At 45.6% G+C, this 20305-nt stretch carries 17 protein-coding genes; 14 read left to right on the top strand and 3 right to left on the bottom strand.

The features are described 5' to 3' along the window. Window positions 1-8: 8 nt before the first annotated feature. The 14 genes from J6I44_RS12770 (at window position 9) to pheA (ending at window position 15445) form a co-directional block, all read left to right on the top strand. Window positions 9-497: a hypothetical protein gene (locus tag J6I44_RS12770; RefSeq protein ID WP_265766533.1), complete on the top strand. Its 489-nt coding sequence runs from the start codon at window positions 9-11 to the stop codon at window positions 495-497. Continuing rightward, window positions 494-1384, top strand: a complete 891-nt coding sequence (locus J6I44_RS12765; RefSeq protein ID WP_265766532.1) for a hypothetical protein — start codon at window positions 494-496, stop codon at window positions 1382-1384. Before J6I44_RS12770 ends, J6I44_RS12765 begins: the two co-directional genes overlap by 4 nt. A gap of 5 nt (window positions 1385-1389) precedes the next feature. Continuing rightward, entirely contained in the window at window positions 1390-2169 is a 780-nt protein-coding gene (locus J6I44_RS12760) for an enoyl-CoA hydratase/isomerase family protein (protein ID WP_265766531.1), read from the top strand. A 291-nt stretch (window positions 2170-2460) separates the two neighbouring features. Continuing rightward, window positions 2461-3735, top strand: coding sequence for a hemolysin family protein (locus J6I44_RS12755; protein WP_265766530.1), 1275 nt, complete (start codon window positions 2461-2463; stop codon window positions 3733-3735). A 220-nt stretch (window positions 3736-3955) separates the two neighbouring features. Further along, the gene (locus J6I44_RS12750; RefSeq protein WP_265766529.1) at window positions 3956-5668 is read left to right on the top strand and encodes an ATP-binding protein; all 1713 of its coding nucleotides are present in this window, start codon (window positions 3956-3958) and stop codon (window positions 5666-5668) included. A 174-nt stretch (window positions 5669-5842) separates the two neighbouring features. Next, entirely contained in the window at window positions 5843-6460 is a 618-nt protein-coding gene (locus tag J6I44_RS12745; RefSeq protein ID WP_265766528.1) for a TetR/AcrR family transcriptional regulator, read from the top strand. After that, window positions 6457-7725 carry a TolC family protein gene (locus J6I44_RS12740; RefSeq protein WP_265766527.1) on the top strand — a complete coding sequence of 423 codons (1269 nt, stop codon included), beginning with the start codon at window positions 6457-6459 and terminating at the stop codon, window positions 7723-7725. Before J6I44_RS12745 ends, J6I44_RS12740 begins: the two co-directional genes overlap by 4 nt. A gap of 12 nt (window positions 7726-7737) precedes the next feature. Beyond that, on the top strand, window positions 7738-8607 hold the full coding sequence (locus tag J6I44_RS12735) for a DUF726 domain-containing protein (protein WP_265766526.1): 870 nt from the start codon (window positions 7738-7740) through the stop codon (window positions 8605-8607). A 57-nt stretch (window positions 8608-8664) separates the two neighbouring features. Next, window positions 8665-9579, top strand: a complete 915-nt coding sequence (locus J6I44_RS12730) for an HlyD family secretion protein (protein ID WP_265766525.1) — start codon at window positions 8665-8667, stop codon at window positions 9577-9579. Window positions 9580-9635: 56 nt separating this feature from the next. After that, window positions 9636-10556, top strand: coding sequence for an ABC transporter ATP-binding protein (locus J6I44_RS12725; protein WP_265766524.1), 921 nt, complete (start codon window positions 9636-9638; stop codon window positions 10554-10556). 70 nt (window positions 10557-10626) lie between these two features. After that, a complete protein-coding gene (locus J6I44_RS12720) occupies window positions 10627-11370 on the top strand; it encodes an ABC transporter ATP-binding protein (protein ID WP_265766523.1) in 744 nt (247 codons plus the stop codon). 23 nt (window positions 11371-11393) lie between these two features. Beyond that, window positions 11394-12503 (top strand): ABC transporter permease, encoded by a 1110-nt coding sequence (locus tag J6I44_RS12715; protein ID WP_265766522.1) that lies wholly within the window; start codon window positions 11394-11396, stop codon window positions 12501-12503. 144 nt (window positions 12504-12647) lie between these two features. After that, complete coding sequence (locus J6I44_RS12710) at window positions 12648-13769, top strand: ABC transporter permease (protein ID WP_265766521.1); 1122 nt, start codon at window positions 12648-12650, stop codon at window positions 13767-13769. 524 nt (window positions 13770-14293) lie between these two features. After that, window positions 14294-15445 carry a prephenate dehydratase gene (pheA, locus tag J6I44_RS12705; protein ID WP_265766520.1) on the top strand — a complete coding sequence of 384 codons (1152 nt, stop codon included), beginning with the start codon at window positions 14294-14296 and terminating at the stop codon, window positions 15443-15445. A gap of 631 nt (window positions 15446-16076) precedes the next feature. Here the strand turns inward: pheA and J6I44_RS12700 are convergent. The 3 genes from J6I44_RS12700 to xseA all read right to left on the bottom strand — a co-directional run bounded on the left by J6I44_RS12700 (window position 16077) and on the right by xseA (window position 19798). Then, window positions 16077-17507, bottom strand: coding sequence for an NAD-dependent malic enzyme (locus tag J6I44_RS12700; protein ID WP_265766519.1), 1431 nt, complete (start codon window positions 17505-17507; stop codon window positions 16077-16079). Window positions 17508-17894: 387 nt separating this feature from the next. Next, window positions 17895-18335, bottom strand: coding sequence for a hypothetical protein (locus J6I44_RS12695; protein WP_265766518.1), 441 nt, complete (start codon window positions 18333-18335; stop codon window positions 17895-17897). 266 nt (window positions 18336-18601) lie between these two features. Further along, window positions 18602-19798, bottom strand: coding sequence for an exodeoxyribonuclease VII large subunit (gene xseA, locus J6I44_RS12690; RefSeq protein ID WP_265766517.1), 1197 nt, complete (start codon window positions 19796-19798; stop codon window positions 18602-18604). Window positions 19799-20305 lie beyond the last annotated feature (507 nt).

Raw genomic sequence — 20305 nt, 5'->3', positions numbered from 1 at the left:
TAACCTGAATGATGAGCGAAGAAAGCCGCAACGAACGTAAACGTCTCAAAGAGGAGTACAAAGCGCATTACCGAAAAATGCGGGAGGCTAAGGAGCGGCTGTCAAGGGCTAAGAAAACTCATAATATTTCGAAGGCTCTCAAAGATATGGACAAGACGCAGATGCTGGAATCGTTTGACAGCTTTTTGCACTCTGTCAAGCATAAGTTGGCGTCTGTTGAAGCGCGGCTGGATGTGGCTATGGATGACTTGTCAGGGGAAGGCCCATCTCCGGATGTGGAGAAACAGGAACTGGATGAACAGATGAACCGGGCTAAAGCTAAAGAAACCCTTAAACAGCTGAAGATGGAAATGGGGGTGCTTTATAAAGAAATTGAACAGCAGGCTGATACCATCCAGGTGAAGAAGACAATAGGGCCGGATACAACAAGCTCGGAAGAAAAAACAAGTCCTGAGTCCAATAAGAATAGTGCTAATAATCAATCGCAGAAACAATGAGTGAAGAGCAAGCCATAAATTTTACGCGTGAGGCTTTCTTACATCCCGTCAATTTGGGAATGTTACTGATTGCAACCATATCAGCCTTTGTATTGAGTGATGTGGGTATGTTATCCAGTCTTATTTTGACCATGGCTTTTGGAACGGAGCTGATGTATTTGGGTATTCTTCCTCGACTGCCCCGCTATCGGAAACGGGTAAAGTATCAGAAGTTGCATGAGCAGAATGCAATGGATAATGAGCGATCGACCTTTCAGGAACTGGATGCTCAAAGCCAGAAGCGATTCTTAACGTTGAAGCGATTGACTAAGCTGGTCAAAGAAAATTTTGATAAGCTTCCTTACAGCTCTCAGGGTCTGTTGGAAAATATCAGGCAAAAAATACAGGAGCTGGTTTCCAACTATCTTACGTTGTTGGATCTTCATAAGCGCTATCAGCTGTATATGAATACATCGGTAGAGGAAAGCCTGAAGGTGGAGGTGCAAAAAGAGGAGCGGAAAATGGAGAATATGCAATCCGAGCGTCTGAAGCGAACCACCAATCGTCGGGTTGGTATACTTAAGAAGCGACTCAAGAAATTCGAGATTGCCAAAGAAAAATATCTTATCTGTGAGACTCATCTCGAGACTATTGAGGATGCTATTCAATATATCTATGAGCAGTCGATGACGATGAGTAAGCCCGAAGAGATCGGTTTTCAGCTAGATAACCTGCTTGAAGAGGTAGAAGAAACATCGCAACTGATTGACGATATGGATCGGGAAATCTTACCTTTCAACTCAAGTTTTAATGATTTAGATCTGGATGCAGAGTTCCTGGAGATGGAAAAACAGCAACAAACCGGTTCAGAATCCAGTGGAAATCCTTCAAATCGTGTCAAAGAATAAGCTTTATGAGTCAACCGTATGAAACGATTATCCTTGATACCGATGATCAGGGAATTGCTACCGTTACCATCAATCGCCCCAAAAAATTAAATGCCTTAAATACTCAAGTTCTGGAGGAATTGTCTGATGTTTTTACAACCATCCAGAATGATGAGAGCGTCTTAGCCGTCATTGTTACCGGCACGGGCGATAAAGCATTTGTTGCCGGGGCTGATATTAAGGAACTGCGGGCATTGGATAGCCCATCCGGCAAAGAAAAGTCGCGAAAAGGGCAACAGGTTTTTCAGCAGCTTGAGGATCTTCGCAAGCCGGTGGTAGCAGCCGTTAATGGATACGCACTGGGAGGAGGAGCTGAATTGGCCATGGCATGCCATTTGCGCGTTGCGGGAACCAATGCGGTCTTTGGATTACCGGAAGTAGGACTGGGACTCATTCCGGGATACGGAGGCACGCAGCGGTTACGGCATATTATTGGCCAGGCTCGTGCTCTCGAGTTGATTCTGACAACAAAGCAGATTAAAGCAGAAAAAGCATACCAATGGGGTTTAGTCAACCGCATTGCTGAAGAGGATCTGGAAGAAGCTGCCCGTTCGCTCATCCATAAGATATTAGAAAATGGTCCCATTGCTGTTAGATATGCCATAGAAGCCGTTTACCAGTCTGGTAAGGAAGCTGGCTTTGAGAAAGAAGCTGAACTGTTTGGCAGTCTGTGTGAAACCGAAGATTTCGTTGAAGGGACGTCCGCTTTTCTGGAAAAACGAAAACCGGATTTCAAGGGTAAGTGATTGGATTTATGAGAAATAAGGGGAATGAGGAATGCAATACCGATAGGGATAAAATATATAATGTTAGCTCTGAAGATAACATTGTTACATTAGTTGTTTGGACTTTAACTTTATAGATAAAACCCAATTTAAAGAAGGAACGAAACTGATTGAAGATGCAAAAATTACGTTAAACGGTTACATCGGATATGTGAAAGAGCAGAAAAATAAATCATAGGTCAAGGTATTTGGGAATTCAAAACACTTTGACCTTATATCCTTATACCTGTATTCCTTATAGCCAATATCAAAATGACGGAATTTTTTCTTATAGTTTTAACCATTTTCCTTAGCGGATTCTTCTCTGGATCAGAGATGGCCTTTGTGAGCGCCAACCGGCTAAAGCTGGAAATTGAATCGCGCAAGGACTCATGGACCGGACGAATGGTCAATAATTTTGTCCGGAACCCGGAGACATTCCTTACCACTACCCTGGTTGGAAATAATATCGTGAATGTGGTGTATGCAACCTTAATGGCGATTTTTTTAGTATCTCCAATTACCACTCTCTATCAAAACTGGGTGGGAGCGCTTCCCTCTGAAGTGACCATCCTTATTCTTCAGACCATTATTGCTTCCGTAGTTATTATGCTTTTCGGGGAGATCTTACCCAAAGCACTTTTTCGGATCCACGCGGATTGGTGGATGAAAATTATCGCGGTTCCCCAGCAAATATGCTATTATTTGTTTAAGCCCTTTATTGTGATTGCCAACGCAGCTTCCAAAATGGTAATCAAATTAGTACAGCCCAATTCTGTTTCAAAAGACCAGATATTTAGCCGTGAAGACGTGGAGATGATCTTCAAGGAACTCCGCGATACCGGGGGACAGGATTTGGATAAAGAGGATTCCGAAATTTTGCACAACGTATTGGAGCTATCCAATATGCGGGTTAAGGAATCAATGATTCCCCGAACAGATATTGTAGCCGTAGAGAAAGGAACGAGCATTGACGAAACCTTAAAGCTTTTCATTACTTCGGGCTTCTCCAAGCTGCTGGTATATCAGGAATCCATTGATGACATCATTGGGGTTATCTTTGCATACGATCTGTTCAGCCATCCCGAGAATTTAATTGAGATTATGCGTCCCGTTAAGCTTGTGCCGGCAACACAGCGATCCAAGGATTTGCTTACCGAGTTTAGAAAGTCGAATATTTCTGTAGCCGTTGTGATTGATGAATACGGAGGTACCGCTGGAATGGTTACCATCGAAGATCTCCTGGAAGAAGTAGTGGGAGATATTCAGGATGAATATGATACCGAGGATCAGTTTATGAAAAAGATTTCCACCAACACCTACATTCTGAGTGGTGGAATTGAGATGGAAGACCTGATGGAGAAGTTTCCTGAAATTGAATTGTCCGATAAATCAGGAGAATTTGAAACCGTAGCCGGTTATGTCATCAACTCACTGGGACGTATTCCGAAAGTAAATGAAGAGTTGTTCATTGATGGCAATAAAATAATCATCAGCAAGGCCACAAGCAGCCGAATTGAGACCATTAAACTGGTAACACTGGACTAAGAAAGTAAAGTATAAAAAGTGAGAAGCAAGAAGTGTAAAGTTTTAAGTTTGGCAGGTGGAAGCTGGAGTTTAAAGGTTGGATGCTGGAAATTGGAAACTAGAAATAATCCTTGACAGGGAGATTGAAAATCATCACCCTCCGCTAACCGCTAACCGCTAACCGCTAACCGCTAACCGCTAACCGCTAACCGCTAACCGCTAACCGCTAACCGCTAAGTGAATGTTTAATCATTATCCAGATTGGGCCGGGGAATTTGCCCGTAAATATTTGAGTCGTACGATTAACCAGTTCATCTTACATGGAAATGTCCATGACCTGGTTCCTTTAAAACGAGAATCCACAACTGAATTTGTACGTCTCAAATCTTTTCTTTCTGAGGAGTTTTTTGGTGCACGAGATTATGTCATTTTTTACGATCGCTCTTCGGGCATCTATTTTCGGGATCAGGAAAGCCGAAAGGATTTCAACCAGGCGTTAGCGGGACGTGATTCTTTACTCGGAACGGAATATGCGGATAAGCTTCCCAAAGATCCGGTTCGTGTCTTTTCGCTACTCGAGCAATACTTCCGCGTTCGCATTGACAGTAATAAAAGTATTGCCCTGATTGTCGATTATGCCGAAACCATCATTCCGATGAATGAAGCGGGTTCAACCGGTTCCGAAGATCGCACCTCCATGGTTTATCTATCGCGCTGGGCTCATGATCCTATGTTTTTAGCGGCCGATTTTACTACCGTACTTATTACAGAGAACCTGGCGGACTTGAATAAGACCGTCGTCCAAAATCCATATACTGATAGTATTCGGATTAATATTCCCAATCAGCAGCAACGGGCACAGTTCGTTAGTAATGAATTGAAAGAAGAGCAGTTTCAGGCGTTGTCGGAAGTCAGCAAAAAAGTAGTCGCCCAACAAACTGCGGGACTTAATTTTATTAACATCCGTAGCGTATTATCGAATGCCCGAGAGAATAAAGAAAAAATAACACATCGCAGGCTATCAGAGGCCAAAAAAGAGCTCATTGAATCAGAAGCATATGGCTTGTTAGAATTCGTAGATACCGACTATACCCTGGATAATGTAGCGGGCCATACGAAGGTAAAACAGCATTTGCGTCAGGCGGTACAGGCACTTAAAAATGGCCGGCGTGATGTTTTGCCCATGGGGTATCTGGTTTGCGGTCCTGTGGGGACGGGTAAAACATTTCTGGTAACCTGTTTTTCGAATGAAGTGGGTATCCCTATGGTGAAGCTGAAGAATTTTCGAAGCCAGTGGCAGGGCGTCACCGAAGGAAACCTGGAAAAGATTTTGAGCCTCCTCAAAGCGATGGCCCCGGTAGCCGTCATGATTGACGAAGCCGATGCTTACCTGGGCGATCGGGATGCCGGCGGAGACAGCGGCGTCTCAAGCAGAGTGTTTTCACAAATTGCTACGTTTATGAGTGACACGCAGAATCGTGGACGTATTCTCTGGTTCCTGATGACGGCGCGCCCTGACCTTATGCCGGTAGATCTTAAGCGGCAGGGAAGAGCAGAAGAGCACCTGGCCTTGTTTGCTCCCCACACAAAGGAAGAAAGAATTGAGCTCTTTGAAGCCATGAAAAAGAAAACGGGGCTGGATCTTACAGAAGAATATGTACCCAAGGTAATTGAACAGGGATTAAAATCATTTTCTGGTGCAGATATGGAAGCAGCATTGACAAGAGCTAAGTTTCGGGCGGCAGCGCAAGATCAAGAGAGAGTGACGCCGGAAATACTGGATATAGCTTTAAATGACTTTTTGCCCCCCACTTATCCCGAAGAAATTGAGCTGCAGACCTTAAGTGCTGTCATTGAATGTACCTCCAAAGAATTACTCCCCGAACGCTATCGCGAAATGGACAGGGGAGAAATTTTATCCAAAATTGATGAACTAAAATTTCGCATCGGATAGCTATTAAAATTCTAATAATTATTTAAAAGGCCTTCCAGAATTATTCTGGAAGGCCTTTTTTATTTAGATGAATAGATAGAAGACGTGCTAACTATAAAATTCAACCAAATAGTTGAATTTTATAGTTGAATGTTTTAGTTTACTATTGAACTGAGAAAAAATAATCAACAGATCATGTCAGATAATAACCAGGAAACCGAAGAGCAGATTTTTGAAGCGGCCAGCCGGGTATTCCAGCAGAAAGGGTATGCCGGTGCCCGGATGCAAGAGATTGCCGATGAGGCAGAGATTAACAAATCGATGCTTCACTATTACTTTCGAAGCAAGGACAAGCTGTTCCAGAAGGTATATCAGCGTGAAGTGAGTCGTTTCTTCCCGGTAATTTTTAGCGTTTTAGGTGCCGAAGCTTCTTTTGATGAAAAAATTGAACAACTTATTGACACCTACTATTCCTTTCTGGATGACAATCCCCGGATTGCGCAGTTTATCATTTATGAGATGAACCAAAATCCGGATCGGTTTCGGAAGTTCATCAAGGAGAAGGATATCCATCCCCCCAAGGCTTTTGAAAAGCAAATCAAAGAAGAAGTACAGGCTGGACGAATGGATGAGGTAGAACCCCGGCAACTGTTGGTCAGTATTGTAGGGATTATCCTATTCCCATTTATTGCCCAGACAATGGTTGAGGCCCTTTTTGAGTTTGATGAACAGGACTTCGGGGCATTTCTGAAAAAGCGTAAAGCCTTTTTGACAGAGTTTATTCTTAACGGCATAAACTATAAGCGACCATGATGTTCTTTATAGCCTTAACATTTGTCTTTACTACTTTTTCTGGAGGAGCTCCTGCTGATTCCATCACCTTGGACTATTGTTATCAACAGGCCTATGAAAATTATCCAAAAGTTCAGAATATTGAGTTTCAGAAAAAAATCACGGAATTAAATATCCAGATAGCGAATACCGGACATTATCCAGATGTCAGTATCAATGGGAGGGCCAGCTACCAATCGGAGGTTACGGATTTTTCGTTGCCCGGTGGAGGAGGCCCGCCCGCTATAAGTAAGGATCAGTACCAAGCCTCGGTGGATGTAACGCAGACAATATTTAACGGGGGCGCAGTAGGGATCCAAAAAGAGCTGGAAAAAGCAAAGGGTAAACAGGAGATCTATTCGACTGAAGTAGAGCTACACCAGATTCGCTCACAAATAGACCAGGTTTATTTTGGTATCCTGCTTTCTCAACAGCAGTCTAAGACTATTGGATTACTTATTGCAAATCTTGAAGAACAGCTTTCCACGGTACGTTCAAAGGTAGATAATGGCGTACTGTTGGCCAGTCAGCAGCATATTTTGGAGGCCGAGCTGATTAAAGCAAGACAGGATTCGGTTAATAGCCACTCCAATGTAGTAGCCGGTTACCGGGTACTTGGCGAACTTATTGGAGAGAAGGTGGCAACCGGTACTAAACTCCAGCTGCCGCAACAAAATATTGATCACCAATCGTTACAACCACATCGATCTGAATACGATCTCTTTGAAAGTACAGAAGAAACGATAGAGCAACAGAAGAGGTTAGCTGGGAGCCAAAAATGGCCGTCTTTATCCGCTTTTGGTACAGCTGCTTACGGTCGCCCGGGGCTGAATTTCCTGAACGATGATTTTCATGAGTATTACACGGTCGGGTTGAAGGTACGGTGGAATTTTTGGGCTTCATACAATGCCGGAGAAAAGCAACAAATGCTACAGCTCCGGCAGCAGCAGGTTGAACAGAATCGTCGCTCTTTTACCCGGCAGTTGCATGCTTCGCTTAATCGTATCCAGGAGCGTATGAGAGCAATTGAGGAAAACATAGAGCGGGATAAGAAAGCAATAGCCCTGCGGAAGAAAATTGTCGAAGAAAATGTCAGTCAGCTGAATAATGGGGCCATAACGGCCAGCCAATATGTGACAGAATTAAACCGGGCTCATCAGGCCAGGCTTTCGCTGTATATCAATCGTGTACGGCTGGCACAGGCGCAATCCGATTATTTGACAACCTTAGGAGTTCCAATCCAATAAAGGAGCAATGTTATGTATTTGATCAACTTGCGGTCAGAAGGTAGTGAAGGCAACACATTTTCAAAATTTGAGCAAATAAACAGCTACAATAGCCAACAGATGGAAGCAGTGGAGCAAAGCGATTTACGGTCGGCTATTGGCGGTAAAAATATCCTGTTAATCATCCATGGATTTAATAACTCGATGGACGATATCTTATCCTTATATGAACATTTGGATGACCAGTGTAATACATTTTTTAGCGACAGCTACCATGCTACTATTGGCTTTGTTTGGCCCAGCGGGGAGTCGGAATTCAGCTATTTCCAATCCAAAGAAAATGCAAAGCAGGCAGGGACTTACCTAAGAGATTGGCTGCACCAATTTACTCAGGCAGGGTGCACCATCGATGTAATGGGGCACAGTATGGCTACGATTGTGGGATATAACGCTCTTCAATCATCCCAAACAATAAATATCAGAAACGTTTTTTCACTCGGAGCAGCGGTCTCCCAATCGTACCTGGTAGAGCGGATTACCGCAAACATGATGGAGAAGGTTCAAAATCTTTATCTGTTTTATACCAAGCGGGATGATGTGTTGAGATACTGGTTCAGGCTGGTAGAGTGGGAAGAAGCCATCGGCTATTCAGGTCTTGAAAAATATGAAAAGCTGCTGTCCTATTTTCAGCAGCTTACGCTAATAGACTGCAGCAATATTGTTCATACTCACACCGGGTACTGGGATTCGAAGGTAGTGTTTGAGTGCATGAGTAATATCCTGGATGGTAAACAGTATCCGCGTTCCTATAAGCTATTACCGGGTCTGCGAAACGTATTCGATCGTTTTCTTACATCAGGAGATCCCCCAGAGAATAAGCTCATCAAAACGAGTGACCAATAACATCAACGATATCAGTAGAACAAAATGTCAAAACCAAATCATTTAAACGTCAAGTCGATGAGATTAGAAAGCAGTCGAACGTCCTCTTTGTTTTTGTTGCTAATCGGCATATTAATAGTCGTTACAGGCTGCAATAGTGAAGAAAAGTCCGATGCATATGGACAGTTTGAAGCAATAGAGACCACTATTTCGACAGAAATTGGGGGTAAACTCCTTGCATACAATGTAGCGGAAGGGGACAGGCTTGAAAAGGACCAGACAGTAGGTTTGGTAGATACGACCCGGCTTATTTTGCAGAAAAAAGAATTGGAAGCCAAAGTGGAATCCATTCGGTCTCAAATAGTAAATATCAATGCTGAAGTTGAGGTGCGGCAAGAAGAGCTTACTTTGGCCGGGATGAACCTGAAGCGGACGCAAGCAATGCGAGAAGATAAGGCAGCCACGGCTCAACAGTTGGATAATGTTCGTTCCAAAGTGGAGACCATCCGAAAGCAGATAAGCGCCCTGCAAACCCAGAAACAATCTATACGAGCAGAAATTAGTGCTACCCAGGCCCGTATTGAACAGGTGCAGGATCAGCTGCAGGATACCCGTATTATCAATCCAGTTGCCGGGACGGTGCTCACCTCTTACGTAGAACCCTATGAACTTGTTCAGCAGGGGCAGCCGCTCTATCAGATTGCAAGTCTGGATACGCTGGAACTGAAAGTCTATGTCAGCGGGGCCCAACTCCCGTCCATAAAAATTGGCCAGGCGGTGCAGGTGCTTGTAGATTCGACGGCAGAAAGGAACCAGCAGTTAAGTGGAAGGGTCAGTTGGATTGCATCGGAGGCCGAGTTTACCCCCAAAATGATACAGACCAAAGAAGAACGGGTTACCCAGGTATATGCCATGAAGGTTCGGGTACCTAATCCAAATGGTGTGCTAAAGATTGGTATGCCCGGAGAAGTTAATTTCAGGGCAGAAAATTAGTTAATGGTTGCTAGGCACGACCTGTTAACTAATAAGAAATGACAAATAACTAACCCATGAATCCAATTAGTGTTCAAAATTTAAACAAATCGTACGGAGGCGTTGAGGCTCTGGCAGATATCTCCGTTGAGGTGGAGCCCAACGAACTCTTTGGCTTCATCGGTCCTGATGGAGCGGGTAAAACGTCGTTGTTCAGGATTTTGACAACGCTGCTCAAACCGGATTCCGGGGAGGCATCGGTGCTGGGCCTGGATGTGGTTGATGATTACCGGACCATTCGCACCAAGCTTGGTTACATGCCCGGGCAGTTTGCTTTATACGAAGACCTGAGTGTGCGCGAGAATATGGATTTCTTTGCCTCGGTTTTTGGAACGACGCTCGAGGCTAATTACGATTTAGTCGCCCCCATTTACAGTCAGCTTGAACGTTTTGAAGATCGGCTGGCCGGTGCACTCTCCGGGGGGATGAAGCAAAAGCTGGCCCTGAGCTGCGCGCTCATCCATAAGCCCGAACTGTTGGTGCTGGATGAACCCACTACGGGCGTGGATGCCGTTTCGCGGCAGGAGTTTTGGCAGATGCTTCAGCAGCTGAAATCACAGGGCATTACCATTATTGCTTCTACCCCTTATATGGATGAAGCCGAGCAGTGCGACCGGGTGGCCCTCATTGACAATGGACATATCCTTAATATCGATACGCCCGAGCAGGTGGCTCGTAACTTTGATCAGCCACTGTTGGCGATTAAAGCCTCAAGTATTTACGAACTCATAAAAAAGTTGCGCTCGTACGAGTGGGCAGATTCGGTACAACCGTTTGGGGAGTATGTTCACTACACCGATAAACGGGAAGAACCAGATATAAGTAAGCTTGAATTATACCTAACCGAGCAATGTGGACTGTCTGAGGTGGAAATAAAATCCATAGAACCGGATATCGAGGATAGTTTTATGAATCTAATGCAAAAAGAAGTGACATAATTTAGCCACAGATCTATACAGATAGATACAGGAATTATTTGTTTAAATCTGAGGCCCAATAAATTAATTAATGAACGAAGAATTAGCCATACAAGCCAACGACCTAACCCGAAAATTCGGGGATTTCGCCGCGGTGGATCAGATCAGCTTCGAAGTAAGCCAGGGTGAAATATTTGGATTCCTGGGAGCCAACGGGGCGGGAAAAACAACCGCTATCCGCATGCTTATTGGGCTGTTGGCCCCGACTTCGGGCAAGGCATCCGTCGCAGGATTCGATGTTTATACGCAGGCAGAAGCCATCAAACGAAAGATTGGTTACATGAGCCAGAAGTTTTCGCTTTATACCGATCTGACGGTCTGGGAAAATATTCGGCTCTATGGCGGCATTTATGGTCTTTCCGAAGATAACATTAAAGCCAAAGCGGAGGAGTTATTGAGCAGTCTTCAGCTGGAAAGTGTACGCGATAAAAGAATTGGCTCATTACCCCTGGGATGGAAGCAAAAGCTGGCATTTTCGGTTGCTATGCTGCATGAGCCGGATATTGTCTTCCTGGATGAACCCACCGGGGGCGTCGACCCCATTACCCGCCGGCAATTTTGGGAACAGATCTACCAGGCAGCCGAAGAGGGAACCACCGTTTTCGTGACGACTCACTATATGGATGAGGCCGAATACTGCGATCGCGTATCGATAATGGTGGATGGAAAAATAGAGGCCTTAGATACACCCGCAGGATTAAGGCAAGCGTACCAGGCGGATGATATCGAAGATGTGTTCATCGAACTGGCCCGTGGAGCTGATCGGGCTGAGTAACTAACAACCATTAACCAATAACTATGAGCTCCTTCAGAGCATTTGTAATCAAAGAATTCAAGCAGATTTACCGGGATAAGCGAACATTAGTCGTACTCTTCGGGATGCCGATGATTATGATGATCCTTTTCGGATATGCTATCCGCAACGAGGTGGAAAATGCCCAGGTAGTCGTTCTGGATGCTTCTCAAGACGAAGTGACGCGTCAGCTGATTAGCAAGATTGACGCTTCCAACTATTTTTCGGTGGAAGGCAGCATTCAGCGCTATGATGAAATAGAAACATTATTTCAGCAGGGTTCTGTTGATGAAGTGCTCATCTTTGAAGCTGACTTTGCCCGTAAGTTGAAGCGGGGTGGACAGCCGGCTGTAAACGTTATTACGGATGCTTCCAATCCTAACCTGGCCCAGCTTATCCAGCAGTATTCATCGTCCATTATCATCGACTTCCAGCAACAATGGTCCGCAAATGGGGGGACCGGTCCGGGAGGTATTTCAACGCATGCCAATATGCTGTTTAATCCCCAGTTGGAGAGTGTAAATCTCTTTGTACCCGGACTTATTGCAGTTATCCTGATGCTTATTTCCTCACTGATGACGTCCATATCTATAACACGGGAAAAAGAGATGGGAAATATGGAGATTCTGCTCGTTTCTCCGCTCAGGCCCATGCAGATCATTATTGGTAAAGTGTTACCATACCTGGTGCTTTCTTTTGTGAATGTGTTAACCATTCTGGCCTTGGCGCAATGGGCCTTCGGCGTGCCTTTCCAGGGATCCTATGGATTATTTTTGCTGGAGTCGGTCCTGTTTATTTTCATGGCCCTGGCGCTGGGTGTCCTGATTTCTACCAAAGCCGAGGATCAACAGACCGCCATGATGGTATCGCTGGCCGGATTGCTGCTGCCGACGGTGCTGTTATCGGGATTTATCTTTCCCATTTCAAGTATGCCGATGGTGTTACAATGGATTAGCAACCTGATTCCGGCGCGCTGGTTCCTGGTGATCGTCCGCAGTATCATGCTCAAAGATTCGGGACTGCTGTTTATCTGGAAAGAAACGCTCATCCTGCTGGCGATGACCCTTGGATTTATCGCGCTCAGCATCCGAAGCTTTAAGGTGAGGTTAGAGTGATCAGTTAGCAGTTGGCGGTAGGCAGTGAGAAGTATCAAATAAAATCTCAAAATTAATCTTTGACACCAAGCTCAGAAATGCCCAGCACTACTAACTAGTGCCGAATTTATTAAATGAATCAATCAATGGATTAACAAGTACGTCATGCGAACTATTAAATTTCTCCTTCAGAAAGAGTTTTTACAAATTTTCAGGAATAAAGGCATGCTTCCTATTATCTTCCTGATGCCGATGATCCAGTTGGTGGTGCTCTCGTTTGCGGCTACTTTTGAACTTAAAGAAGTAGATGTGCACCTGGTGGATTTTGATCGGTCGGCTACTTCCCGAGCCTTGGTCACCAAGATGCAGGCGACGGGCTACTTTAATATTCAAAGCCATTCCCAGGATGTAGATGACGGCATCCGGATGATGCGCAGCAACGATATTCAGCTTGCATTGGTGATTCCCCAGCATTTTGAGCGGGATGTTACGTCGGGAAGCCCTACTTCCGTACAACTAAATATTGATGCGGTCGATGGATCCACGGCCGGACTGATCCAGGGATACGGACGATCGATTATTCAGGATTTTAGTGTCGAAGTACAGCCTCAAATAAAGCAGATTCAACAGCAGAGAAGACGAGCCGGTATCAATATTATTCCTGCCAACTGGTACAATCCCAACCTCGACTACATCAAATATATGGTGCCCGGCATTTTAGTGGTATTGGTTTCGATGATCGGGATGTTTTTGTCGGGCATGAACATCGTACGGGAGCGTGAAATTGGTACCATTGAGCAGCTGAACGTGACGCCCATCAAACGATACCAGTTTATCGCCGGTAAGTTGCTGCCATTTTGGATTATCGGTCTTTTTGAGCTGGTCGTTGGATTGCTGATCGCCCGCCTTGGTTTTAATATCCCTTTTGTAGGCAGTGTATTACTGCTATTGGCTATTGCCGGAATATACCTGCTGGTAGTAGAAGGCATCGGGCTCTTCATTTCTACTATTACCTCTACCCAGCAGCAGGCAATGTTTATTGCCTGGTTTCTGATGGTTGTTTTTATCCTGATGGGCGGATTGTTTACGCCGATCGAAAGTATGCCGGGATGGGCACAAGATTTAACCCTCTTTAACCCGGTCGCGCATTTCATTAAGATTATGCGGATGGTCTTGCTAAAGGGAGCCGGATGGGCGGAAGTGCAGCACCTCGTTGGCATCCTCACCCTGATGGTCGTCATCATTCTGCCGGCTGCCATCTTTCGATACCGAAAATCAACGGGGTAAGTTATATTTTTTGGGGTTTGATCCGCCCCGAAGTTGGACAAGGTTCTTAAATTAGTGGAGAGAAGCCAATGCTCTATTTTAAATAGCTCTTATAGTATTTGTCACTTCGAGCCCAGCGAGGAGTCTCAAAAGAGAAATAAGCTAATCACTCATCGGATGAGTGATGTTGCTCAATATGTTTCCATTTCTCCTGGTACTCATCCGATGAGTATTTTCGGGCCTCAGCCTCCTCTCCTTTAAACAGGAAAGGAGGACACCTGGCTGTTTCAACATACGAGGCGGAAAAATAATGGGAGGCTAAACTTATTTTTCCCTTAAATATTAGGAGAAGAGACTTCTCCTAAGCTAATATGGCCTCTATTTTGCGTACTACCGCTGGCAGAGAGCGATGATTACAAAATCCATATTTAGTTGTAGAAATGGCTTCCGTAATTTGCAGCTAAATAAATTCCTAATTAAACTTTCATTAGAGTGATTATTCTGATATTCTATCCGTTTTACTCAGAGCAACAGAACCACCGGATATGTCGGACAAATTAGATAAAATACGCAAACTCCTCGACGAAACAGACCGAACCATTATTAAAGCGTTGGCTAAGCGTCAGCAGCTTGTACGTGATGTCTCTTCCTTTAAAATTGATGAAGCCAAGAACATCAGGGACTATGAACGTGAAGAGCAACTGTTGGATAAGATAACGGATCTTGCACGCGAAGCAGGGTTGGATCGTTATTTTGCTGAGCAGTTGTTTAAAGATATTATTGACCACTCCGTTCGGTTTCAGACGCATACACTGGTGGATCACCAAAATGTAAAGAATAATGCGGAATATGTACGCGTAGCCTACCAGGGAACGGAAGGCGCTTACAGTGACCAAGCAGCGATGCGTCATTTCGAAGAACGATATACAGAGGTTCATTCTGTCGGTTATGATACCTTTCGTCAGGCAGCACAGGCTGTAGAAGAGGGGGAAGTGGATTATGCCATCCTGCCGATCGAAAATACAACGGCGGGATCTATTAACGATACCTATGATATTCTGGGCGATGGCAGGTTACATATCGTTGGAGAAGAAGCCCTGCGGATCATCCATTGCCTGCTGGCTATTGATAATGTGCCCATCGATAAAATTCGTCGGATCCTGTCACACCCACAGGCTATTGCACAGTGCAGTAACTTCTTAGCAAAGCAGCACCGTTGCAAAGTAGAGTCGTATATCGATACGGCCATGTCGGCCAAGAAAGTGCTGGAAGATGGAGACCTTTCCCAAGCGGCCATTGCCGGGGCCCACGCGGCAGAGATCTATGACCTTGCTATTTTGAAGCGTGATCTGGCCAATCAATCCGAAAATTTTACGCGTTTTGTGGTGGTTAGCACCGATCCCGTAGAAGTGGATCCACAGATTCCCTGTAAAACGTCTTTGCTCATGGTGACCAGTCACGATAAAGGAGCACTCATCAGCTGCCTGAATGTGTTGGGCGAGCATGATATCCGGATGACCAAACTGGAGTCACGCCCCAAACCCAATGAGCCCTGGAAGTACCAGTTTTACCTGGATATCGAAGGCAATATCGCCCATCCTGATACGCGGGTAGCCCTTGAAGAGCTGGAGCGGAAGGCAAGTTCACTGAAGATTTTAGGGTCGTATCCCGCACAGGTCGGGAATGGTGATGAGTGAGTAGTTGTTAGTAAGGCTTAATTTTACTACCGCTTTCTTACATTTTTTGGTGGCCAAAAAACACCGGCTTAGTAAATATTCGCTGTGCTCACCTCAGCTGTGCTAAGATCATGTAACGTGTCAGGGGGCAACAGGCCCTGAATGCTTGGGAGTTGACGCTCACGTTCGTGCGGTCCATTGACACGGTGATTTCCCCATTCAAGGTCGGAATTGAACAATACATGCAAGGCAGATAAAATCTCCCTTATTAAAGGGAGTACCGCCGAAGGTGGGAGGGATGTCTGGATCTGCCGGTATAAATAGATATTCACATTAATAGACAGGGCAGAGACAGATAGAATCTGCCTCTATATTATCACCACTGCCTTGGGTGTCCAAGAGACGCATGCAATGCGTCTCTACAGATTATAATATGAGGCCCAAAATAATAAGGTTCTTTGTGGAGCCCACCCCTTGCTGGCGCAAGGTTATAACTTGTGCCAGTAGGAAGACTGCGTGTTTTGTTATTTTGGAATCGGATTATCTTTAAGAACTAAGAACTGGTCTAAGTTGCAAACTTGAACCCGTAATGAGAAAAGCTTTAAATAATAATTTATGTGTTATAGCTACTAATAAACCTAATAACTAAACACTAATCACCATTCAGGGGCCGTGGTCGATCGGCTACACCGCTTTTATAGGCTGCTTCTTTCACCGCTTTTGCCACTTTGGGTACAACCTTTTTGTTAAAGACGCTGGGCACGATATAAGATTCACTAATATCATTATCATCAATGCTGTTGGCAATGGCGTGGGCGGCAGCCAGCTTCATCTCTTCATTGATATCCTTGGCCCGGGCATCAAGCGCACCGCGGAACAGGCCGGGAAAAGCCAGCACATTATTAATTTGGTTCGGATAGTCACTGCGTCCGGTAGCAATAATACGAGCAATAGAGTGGATTTCTTCCGGTTGTATCTCAGGGACCGGGTTGGCCAGCGCAAAGATAATGGGGTCATCCGCCATATGCTCCACCGCCTTCCGAGGCACGATGCCCGGACCGCTAACACCGATGAGCAGGTCAGACCCTTCCGTAGCATCCATCAGGGAGCCCGTTTCATTATTCGGATTGGTATTTTCAGCCAGCCAGACTTTGCTGGCGTCATAATCGTCAATACGATCTCTATTGATAATGCCTTCACGGTCACAGACTAACACTTCCTCAGCTCCGGCCTCCAAGAGAATACGAGTAATGGCAATACCCGCTGCTCCTGCCCCTACAATAACGATGCGCAGGTCTTCCATATTTTTGTCGGTGACTTTAAGGGCATTGATCGTCGCGGCCAGCGTCACCACTGCGGTACCGTGCTGATCGTCATGGAAGACGGGGACATCCAGGATTTCCTTTAGTCGTTCTTCAATTTCGAAACAGCGCGGCGCCCCGATATCTTCGAGGTTAACGCCGCCGAATCCGGGCGACATCCATTTTACGGCAGAAATAATTTCATCCACATCCTGGGTATCCAGGCAGATAGGGTAGGCATCGATATCCGCAAACTCTTTGAAGAGCATGGCCTTTCCCTCCATCACCGGCATGGCCGCTTCCGGACCGATATTGCCAAGCCCAAGCACGGCCGAGCCATCACTGACTACAGCTACGGAATTCTGTTTGATGGTAAGCGTGTGAGCCTTTTCTGGTTTCTCAGCGATGGCCTCGCATACACGTCCCACTCCCGGTGTATAAGCCATGGAAAGGGAGTCGCGGGTATTGACAGGCACCTTGTTTTTGATACGGATTTTACCTCCCAGGTGGAGCAGGAAAACCCGATCAGATACGTTGCGCACCTTGATGCCGTCAATTTTTTTAACGGCTTTGACGATCGCCTTTGAGTGCTCTTCATTGCGGGCACTGACAGTAAGGTCGCGCACTTTGTATTTACCCTCCACCTTTACCACATCCACTGCACCGGGATCGGCTTTTTGTTCGGCGATAGCCTCCAGCACTTTAGCCAGCATACCGGGCTTGTTTTCGATATACAGGCGCATGGTAAAGCTATAACTGACGCTTGGCTGGATCTCACTCATATCAAAGTCGTTTTATTGAAATTATTTTATGGCCTCAAAAATGCGGCTAAATTGAGAAACAATAAAGGGGAAACTCATAGTTTTCAAATTATAACAATACCCAAAGATCTTTTGAAATAAATGCAAAAATAAGAACGACAAGTTATGGCCTCTTAACTTCAGTAAGATACTGTTTGTTTCGGATTTGAGATTTCTCACATTTGTACTCTTACATCAGAGTTCCGGTGTGCTCTGTTTGAGGTGACATAAAAGTTGCTATTGTGAATTAATAGTGAAACTATTTATACATATACCTTTGAAATATTTCCTCATAAATCCCTTTTAAGTCGTTAGGAGGGGGCTGGGAGGTCAAAGAAATAGAATGTCAAAGGTCTCATATGACAGGTTCTATGAGCTCCGATATAATCGAATCAAATTCGATACGCCGTATAGCAGCAGGAAGGTGGCGGCGAGGTAGCCCACCGAATCGGGATTGATAATGATCAGCAGGGCGATGATGAGGGTGAGTCCGCCGATAAAGGCAAAACCGAAGCTAAGTAAGAGCAGCAATCCGAACAGTCCCAGGAAGGTCGCAAAAGTGATGGGGATCAGTTCCGGAAAAATAAGGATGATAATCCCTGCGATGATGGGAATAATGGCCAGGGGCGTGGGAATACGAAAAGGAATAAACAGCGCACCGAGGGCAATCAGGTAGCCACCGGCGATAAGATAGAGGAAGTTGGGATAGATCAGCGTCAGGATGCCCGTCGCCAGCGCCAGCAGGGCGTTCCAAAGATGATGATTTTTACGGTCACTGTCGTGGATCTCGATGCGGTATTGGGTCAGCATAGGGCTTGAATGAAATTATGGCAAGGTACGGTGATGCTCTGGTAACTTAATAGATAGAAGGATAATTAAAAATTAGGAATTATAAGTTGCAAAGGTTTTAGCCTGTCTTGAATTTTTAATATTCAACAATTCAATTAGGCTTAAAACTTAACACTTTGGGCTTTATATATTTTGAAAGGACAACCCTCCCCGCTCCGCGGGACTCCCTTTTCTAAGAGAGATTTTCCAGATCCTGGCCCTGCCTCAAACTTCTAACATCTAACTTTTCAACCTTCAACGGTTGCCTTTCCATCATCCCATTCAATAGTCGAGGGTTTCTGGGTATCATAGTCTTCGGCAGAGCGGATCCACTCATCATCCTGCCAGATACGGGAGTATCCCTGCTCGAGGGGCGTATTGGGATTTTGCAGTTCCAGACGATGCTGCAGAGCGTTAAGCTTATTATGTTTTTTCATCAGTGAGACTTCCTGTCGGTGGTGCAGGCGTTCATCCAGTCCGTGAATACGTTCGGCCAGGCTGGAAACCTTCTGCTGCACGGCTTGCAGGGCGTGTGAGTCCACTAACTGTGTAACCCGATCTTTATGATTTTGGATAAGGTCCTCCATGGCCGTATGCAGCCGGGTATCGAGATCATCAGCATACATGCGAATTTCGTTCACGTCGGGGGTTGCCAGGATGGCCGCCTGGGTAGGAGTAGCGGCCCGTGCATCCGCTACGAAATCGGAGATACTAAAGTCAACTTCGTGTCCCACAGCACTGATGGTCGGAATTTTGCAGTTGAAGAGCGCGCGGGCCACCGCTTCTTCGTTGAAGGGCCAAAGGTCTTCCAGCGAGCCGCCGCCACGCCCCACAATCAGAAGGTCCACATTTTGGGCATCGGAAAACCAGTTGATGGCTTTCACCAGCTCCGGTGCGGCATTGGTGCCCTGTACGCTGGCATGATGCAGCAGCACTTCCGCCATGGGCCAGCGCCGCTCGAGGGTATCAGTGATGTCATGAAAGGCAGCCCCGGTGGCCGAGGTGATAACCCCGATTTTAAATGGAAAAGCGGGCAGGGCTTTTTTATGCTTCTCCTCAAACAGGCCTTCTTCCTTGAGTTGTGCTTTAAGCTTTTCAAATGCTTTCTGAAGGGCCCCGATCCCGGCCTGTTCCACGGACCGAACGATGAGCTGGTATTTACCGTGCGGCGGGTATACCTGGATGTCCCCTCCGGCCACAATCTGTTGTCCGTCGGCCAGCTCAATGTCCAATCGCCGGTTAATGCCCCGCCAGATGACGCATGAAAGCTGTGCTTCTTCATCTTTGAGCGTAAAATAAGTATGCCCACTGCGACTGGTGGAGGCATTACTGACTTCGCCCTCTACTTTGATATCCAGGAAGTTACCTTCCAGCAGCGCTTTGATGTCCTGGGTGAGTTCAGAGACGGAAAGCTTGGAGGGCGTAAATAAATCAGGTTGTGACATGGACAGGGATCAGTTAACGGATTCAGTTATCAGTTTAGTTCTTAGTAGCCGGGCATTTTCAGCATGTCTTTTCCTAAAATAAGGAGTAAATACTTAAATACAGAATGGGGAGCGGCGGTATTTTGCTCGTTGAAAATGTAGGATTCTTAGTTTCTTGTTCCATTTTTTCAGTCAAGCAAAAAAGTGACCCAAAAACTCACCGGCTGAATAAATTACTGCTGCCGTTCGCTTCGCCTGCGCTAAAAATCATTTAACTCGTCGTTAATAGCTCCTCAAACAGGGAATGACTTTTTACGCTTCGGCTTCGGTCACTTATCCCAGCAGAATTTATAAGGCCGGGTTGTTGAAGAAATCAGAATTTAGAATATAAGCTAAAAGAGGTGCCATTAGCCTTGTCACTCCGAGGAACGAGCGACGAGGAGTCTCAAGTGGAAAATAGGCTGTCCACTCATCGGATGAGCTTTTGCCCCATCCCCAACTCTTCCCTCCGAGCAGGGAAGGGAGCGT

It is taken from the genome of Fodinibius salsisoli, assembly GCF_026229185.1.
Classification (GTDB): domain Bacteria; phylum Bacteroidota; class Rhodothermia; order Balneolales; family Balneolaceae; genus Fodinibius; species Fodinibius salsisoli.
Note: the sequence above shows the minus strand (reverse complement) of the source record. Positions and strands in the feature narration are given on the sequence as shown.